Raw genomic sequence first — 4,593 nt, 5'->3', positions numbered from 1 at the left:
AGTCAGGTCACCAGAGACTACCTCTGGTGATTTTTTTTGTTTTCGGGGGTTCAGTGGATCAGGGGTACTTTTCAGAATTTTGCTTTCGGCTGCTGCCCTTTGCTTCGTCTACCTGCCTCGATACCCTTCGCGATGTTCCGCGATCTCTGGGAAGCGAAGCTCGCGAGCCAGCATTCTCAGGGCAGTACGCTTAAGAAGGACATCGCCCTGATCGAGCGCAAGGTCCATGCGCTGCTAGACCGGATCGTGGACGCGGGCAGTGATTCCATCGTCAAAGCTTATGAGAAGCGTATCCGTGATCTCGAAACGCAGAAGGCTCTGATGCAGGATCTTATCGCGAATTGCGGTAGACCGCTCACCAGCTTTTCCGAAGCTTATTGAACCGCCTTAGATTTTCTCGCAAACCCTTGCAACCTCTGGCACTCGGAGAAGATCGAGGATCGCCGCGCTGTGCTCAAGCTGGCCTTCGCCGAGCGTCTGATCTATGTGCGCGGGGAGGGTTATCGAACCGCCCAAATCTCCATGCCGTTCAAGCTCATAGGACGTGCTGAAATGAATGAAAAGCAATGGTGCCCCTGGCCGGAATCGAACCAGCACTCCTTGCGGAACTCGATTTTGAGTCGAGCGCGTCTACCAGTTCCGCCACAGGGGCATTCGCGAGTCACACCCGAATACGGTCATGATCTTGCGAAGCGGGGCGGACTATAGCGGCCGATCCTTGCCGGTCAACCCGGCCGTGCCAAGTGTCATGTGCGCCAAGGGGGAGCTTGGTCCGAATGACGCCGGAGTGAAAGCCGTCGGCTCGACAGCGGCAAGGCTCGCAGGCTATAGAGCATCTTCCGGCCAGAGCATTTCCGGCTAAGTGGAATCCGGTTCGGTGAAAACGACACGTCAGATCGAATGATAGAGCGCCGCTTCCGATTCCGTCAGAAGCGGGAAGGCGTCGGGATGCATGCCGCAGGCTGGACGCTCAGCCGGAGGAAACCGTGACCCTCGACACCGTCGTGAAACCTTTCTCCGGAGCTGGCAACAGAAAAGCCGCTTTCGCTGCGGCGCTGGCCGTCGCCTTCATCGCTGCGGCGACCCTCGCAGGCGCATGGTTCTTTCAGCTCGTGCTGGAGATCCTGCCATGTCCGCTCTGCCTGCAGCAGCGCTATGCTTACTATTTTGCGTTCCCTTTCGCCCTGCTTTTGGCGTTTGCCATCGCGAAGGGCACGCCACGCTGCCTCATCATACCGCCTCTCGCCGTTCTCGCGCTGGCCGCGCTGGGTAACGCCGGGTTCGGCGCCTATCATGCCGGGGTGGAGTGGGGTTTCTGGCCGGGGCCTATCGAATGCAGCGGAGCGGTGCTCGATCTGGGCAAGGGAAGTCTGCTGGAAAATCTCGACAGAGTGAAGGTCGTGCGTTGCGACGAGGTGCAGTGGCGTTTCCTCGGCCTGTCGCTCGCCGGCTACAACGCGCTGATCTCGCTGCTGATGGCGGCAATCGCGGGATGGGGGATCGCGGCTTTGGCGGGCAGGGTTCGGTAAACAAGAGTCAGGGACTCTGGGTAGACGATCCTGGCTGATGGCCTTGATTGACAGACACTTGCGGGAAGAAAAAGCGGTGCGGTCTGCCATCGGCAGGCGCTCATCGCGATCCAGCAGAAGCGAGGCTTTGAAAGCGCGATCAAGGAATAGGAGGGTGCGGTTCTCGGCCCGCATCCTGCTCCTAAAAAATGCTGGAATCGATCACGCGATGATTGTGGACCGATTTGATCCACAATCATCGCGATTGATCGAACGAGCGGGATCAGTTCGGCTGGGCCGCCTTGGCCTTGCACTCGGCGCGGAATTTCTTGCGTTCCTTGCCGCGCAGGCCCTTGGCGTCGGCCTCCTTCGTGCATTCGAGCGAAGCTGCGGAATTCGCCTTCTGGGCCTTCTGGGTTTTGTGAGCCTTCTTGGCGGTGGACGCCGCCTTTGAAGCCGCCGCAGGCGCTTCGGTTGCGGGGGCTTGTGCGAATGCCGTTGCGCCAAGCAGCAGCGATGCCGCGACGACCGCTATGGCGCGGGGAAACATGGTCATGGGAAATCCCTCAGGTTGATAACGGCCGCACCATCGCGGAGCCGGGCTGAACGGTGGGTGAACGGCGGCGGGCCGATTGTTGTTTTGAAGCGTTTCCTTCACGCGAACCGGTTTCCACTTCACTGGAAAACGCTATAGGATCGACCCCACCATCCTCCAGGTCCCGGAAAGACAGAGTCATGACAGGTTATCTGAAACTGCTTGGCGCGGTGACGGCGTCAGGTCTGCTTGGGCTTTCGGCGTTGCCGGCGGACGCGCTGACGGCGCAGGAGTGCAGCGCGAAGTATCAGGCCGCGAAATCAGCGGGCACCCTCGACGGCCAGAAATGGAACGATTTCCGCAAGGCTCATTGCGGAGCGGCGGCGACGACCTCGGCGGCGGCCGAAGCGTCCGCGCCGAAAACCGCAGCAGCTCCTTCAGCCACTTCAGCCGGCAACGCGGTTTTCCCATCGGCGGTGTCGTCCAAATATGCCGGCGAAACCGCTGGCAAGGCGCGCAGGCATACGTGCCTTGATCAATACAAGGCCAACAAGTCCAGCAACGCCAATGGCGGGATGAAATGGATCATGAAGGGCGGCGGCTACTACAGCGAATGTACCAAGCGGCTGAAGGGCGCCTGATCGATCATGCCGGAATCGCGGGATCCGTCCGGCAACCCGACAAGGCGCGGGCTGCTGCGAGCCTTGGGCCTGGGAATGGTGACGGCGGGTCTGACGCACGCGCCGACACTGGCCGAGACGTCTGACGACGTTCTGACAGAAGCCCGCGTGTTGCGCGACCCGGAAATTCCGGCGGCGGGCAATGCGCAGGGCGACATCACGATCGTCGAATATCTCGATTACAACTGCTCCTACTGCCGCAAGCTCGCGCCGGGGCTCGCTCAGGTGGTGCGCGACGACGGCAAGGTCCGGCTGATCTTCAAGGATTGGCCGATCCTCGGCCCCGTATCGGTCTATGCGTCGCGTCTGGCGTTGGCGTCCAGGTATCAGGACAAATTCGTCGTCGCGCACGAAGCTCTGATCAATACGAGTTCACGCCTGACCGAACCGCGCGTTCGCGCATTGATGGCGGATGCGAAGATCGATGTCGATCGCGCGCTCAAGGACATGATCGCCAACGCCGGCGCGATTGACGCCATTCTGAAGCGCAACAACGATCAGGCGGCCGCATTCGGATTCAACGGGACGCCTTCATTCATTATCGGGAAGTTTCGCGTGCCCGGCGTACTGACTACGGCGCAATTCGTCCAGGCCATCGCGGACGCGCGCAAGGCTGTCGCCGCGAAGACCAGGTGAAAGCATACGGATCGGCGCGAGCGTCAGGTTCAGCGGGCTCACGTCGCGTTCGTGGAAGCCTGCGGCGGCCACGGCCGGTCAGGCCGGTAGAACACCGCGATCTTCAGGCTTTCAGCGATGCGTTCGGCCTTTTCCATGAAGGCCGCGCGGATCGGCTCGCCGCACAATTCGCGGCAGGTTTCGTCGAAGAGCGCGAGCCATTGGGTGAACAGATCCGGCCTCATGCCCGGTATCGCCATGTGCTTCATCATGGGATTGCCCTTGTAGCGGCCGGTGGTCAGCATCACCGATGACCAGAACGCGTACATCTTCTCAAGATGGTGCGGCCAGTTATCCTTGATCTTGTTCTCGAAGACCGGGCCCAGTTCGGCGTCGGCGCGCACCTTCGCATAAAAGGCGTCGACGAGCCGGCGGATGCCGTCCTCGGTTACATGATCCATTTTGTCGGACACGAGTGTCATACGAGAAACGCCATTGCGATGACGCCGGCTACTGTCCAGATCAACGAGTTAGCCAGCATACGGATCAGATGGGAATAGTCCCCGGAGTTATTGCGAATTCCGAGAGCATTGCAGACGGCCGTTCCCGGCAGCAGCAAAGGCTTTGCGACGGTGTCGCTGATCGTGGCGCTCTTGCTCATGAAAAGCTCCTCTACAAAGCCAGTGTTTCTATACATCGGCGGTTGCACAAAAGCAATATCTTTAATATAGCTTTTACGTGACCATCTCGCGGGGAAGTATGCATGCGCCTCACCACCTATTCGGACTACGCGTTGCGGGTGCTGATGTATCTCGCGCTGAAGTCCGATGGGCTGTCGACCATCGCCGAGATCGCCGGAAGCTATGACGTTTCCGAGGCTCACCTGATGAAGGTGGTTCATCAGCTGGGGGTGGCGGGATATATCGAAACCGTGCGCGGTCGCGGCGGCGGACTGCGTCTCGCCAGGTCCGCCGAGGCGATCGGGCTGGCGGAAGTCATTCGCATGACCGAGCCGGATATGGCGGTCGTGTCGTGCCTGAAGCCGCTGAACGCGCCCTGCAAGATCAATCCCTGTTGCGTGCTCAAACGCGCAATGGAGCGGGCGCAGCAGGCTTTCATGGACGTTCTGGAAGGATATACGCTGGCCGATCTCGTGGTCCCCAGCGGGCGCCTTTCGAATCTGCTCGGCATCGCTCCAACCGCATCAACGCAATAGAGCCTTTTCGCTTCTGATGTAATCAGAAGCGAGGCTCTA

At 60.0% G+C, this 4,593-nt stretch carries 8 protein-coding genes and 1 tRNA gene; 5 read left to right on the top strand and 4 right to left on the bottom strand.

The window, feature by feature from the left end; genetic code table 11:
• Positions 1–132 precede the first annotated feature (132 nt).
• Positions 133–381, top strand: coding sequence for a hypothetical protein (locus tag NWI01_RS16830; RefSeq protein ID WP_141385126.1), 249 nt, complete (start codon positions 133–135; stop codon positions 379–381).
• Between the two features lie 186 nt (positions 382–567).
• On the opposite strand, the gene NWI01_RS16825 is transcribed toward NWI01_RS16830, so the two are convergent.
• Positions 568–652, bottom strand: a tRNA-Leu gene (locus tag NWI01_RS16825).
• A gap of 334 nt (positions 653–986) precedes the next feature.
• Here NWI01_RS16825 and NWI01_RS16820 point away from each other — a divergent pair.
• Entirely contained in the window at positions 987–1,529 is a 543-nt protein-coding gene (locus NWI01_RS16820; protein ID WP_181410553.1) for a disulfide bond formation protein B, read from the top strand.
• 262 nt (positions 1,530–1,791) lie between these two features.
• Here NWI01_RS16820 and NWI01_RS16815 read toward each other — a convergent pair whose 3' ends face one another.
• The gene (locus NWI01_RS16815) at positions 1,792–2,064 is read right to left on the bottom strand and encodes a PsiF family protein (protein ID WP_141385124.1); all 273 of its coding nucleotides are present in this window, start codon (positions 2,062–2,064) and stop codon (positions 1,792–1,794) included.
• Between the two features lie 179 nt (positions 2,065–2,243).
• On the opposite strand from NWI01_RS16815, the gene NWI01_RS16810 reads away from it, so the two are divergent.
• Both NWI01_RS16810 and NWI01_RS16805 read left to right on the top strand, forming a co-directional pair.
• Positions 2,244–2,684 (top strand): hypothetical protein, encoded by a 441-nt coding sequence (locus NWI01_RS16810; RefSeq protein WP_141385123.1) that lies wholly within the window; start codon positions 2,244–2,246, stop codon positions 2,682–2,684.
• A 6-nt stretch (positions 2,685–2,690) separates the two neighbouring features.
• Positions 2,691–3,359: a DsbA family protein gene (locus tag NWI01_RS16805; RefSeq protein WP_141385121.1), complete on the top strand. Its 669-nt coding sequence runs from the start codon at positions 2,691–2,693 to the stop codon at positions 3,357–3,359.
• 38 nt (positions 3,360–3,397) lie between these two features.
• On the opposite strand, the gene NWI01_RS16800 is transcribed toward NWI01_RS16805, so the two are convergent.
• Together NWI01_RS16800 and NWI01_RS16795 are read right to left on the bottom strand one after the other, a co-directional pair.
• Positions 3,398–3,820 carry a group III truncated hemoglobin gene (locus NWI01_RS16800; RefSeq protein WP_141385120.1) on the bottom strand — a complete coding sequence of 141 codons (423 nt, stop codon included), beginning with the start codon at positions 3,818–3,820 and terminating at the stop codon, positions 3,398–3,400.
• The gene (locus tag NWI01_RS16795; protein WP_141385118.1) at positions 3,817–3,999 is read right to left on the bottom strand and encodes a hypothetical protein; all 183 of its coding nucleotides are present in this window, start codon (positions 3,997–3,999) and stop codon (positions 3,817–3,819) included. Before NWI01_RS16795 ends, NWI01_RS16800 begins: the two co-directional genes overlap by 4 nt.
• Positions 4,000–4,101: 102 nt before the next feature.
• Here NWI01_RS16795 and NWI01_RS16790 point away from each other — a divergent pair, with 102 nt between their 5' ends.
• Positions 4,102–4,554, top strand: coding sequence for an RrF2 family transcriptional regulator (locus NWI01_RS16790; RefSeq protein WP_141385117.1), 453 nt, complete (start codon positions 4,102–4,104; stop codon positions 4,552–4,554).
• Positions 4,555–4,593: the final 39 nt, after the last annotated feature.

It is taken from the genome of Nitrobacter winogradskyi (genome assembly GCF_006539545.1).
GTDB lineage: Bacteria > Pseudomonadota > Alphaproteobacteria > Rhizobiales > Xanthobacteraceae > Nitrobacter > Nitrobacter winogradskyi_A.
This window is presented reverse-complemented; position numbering and strand designations above follow the sequence as displayed.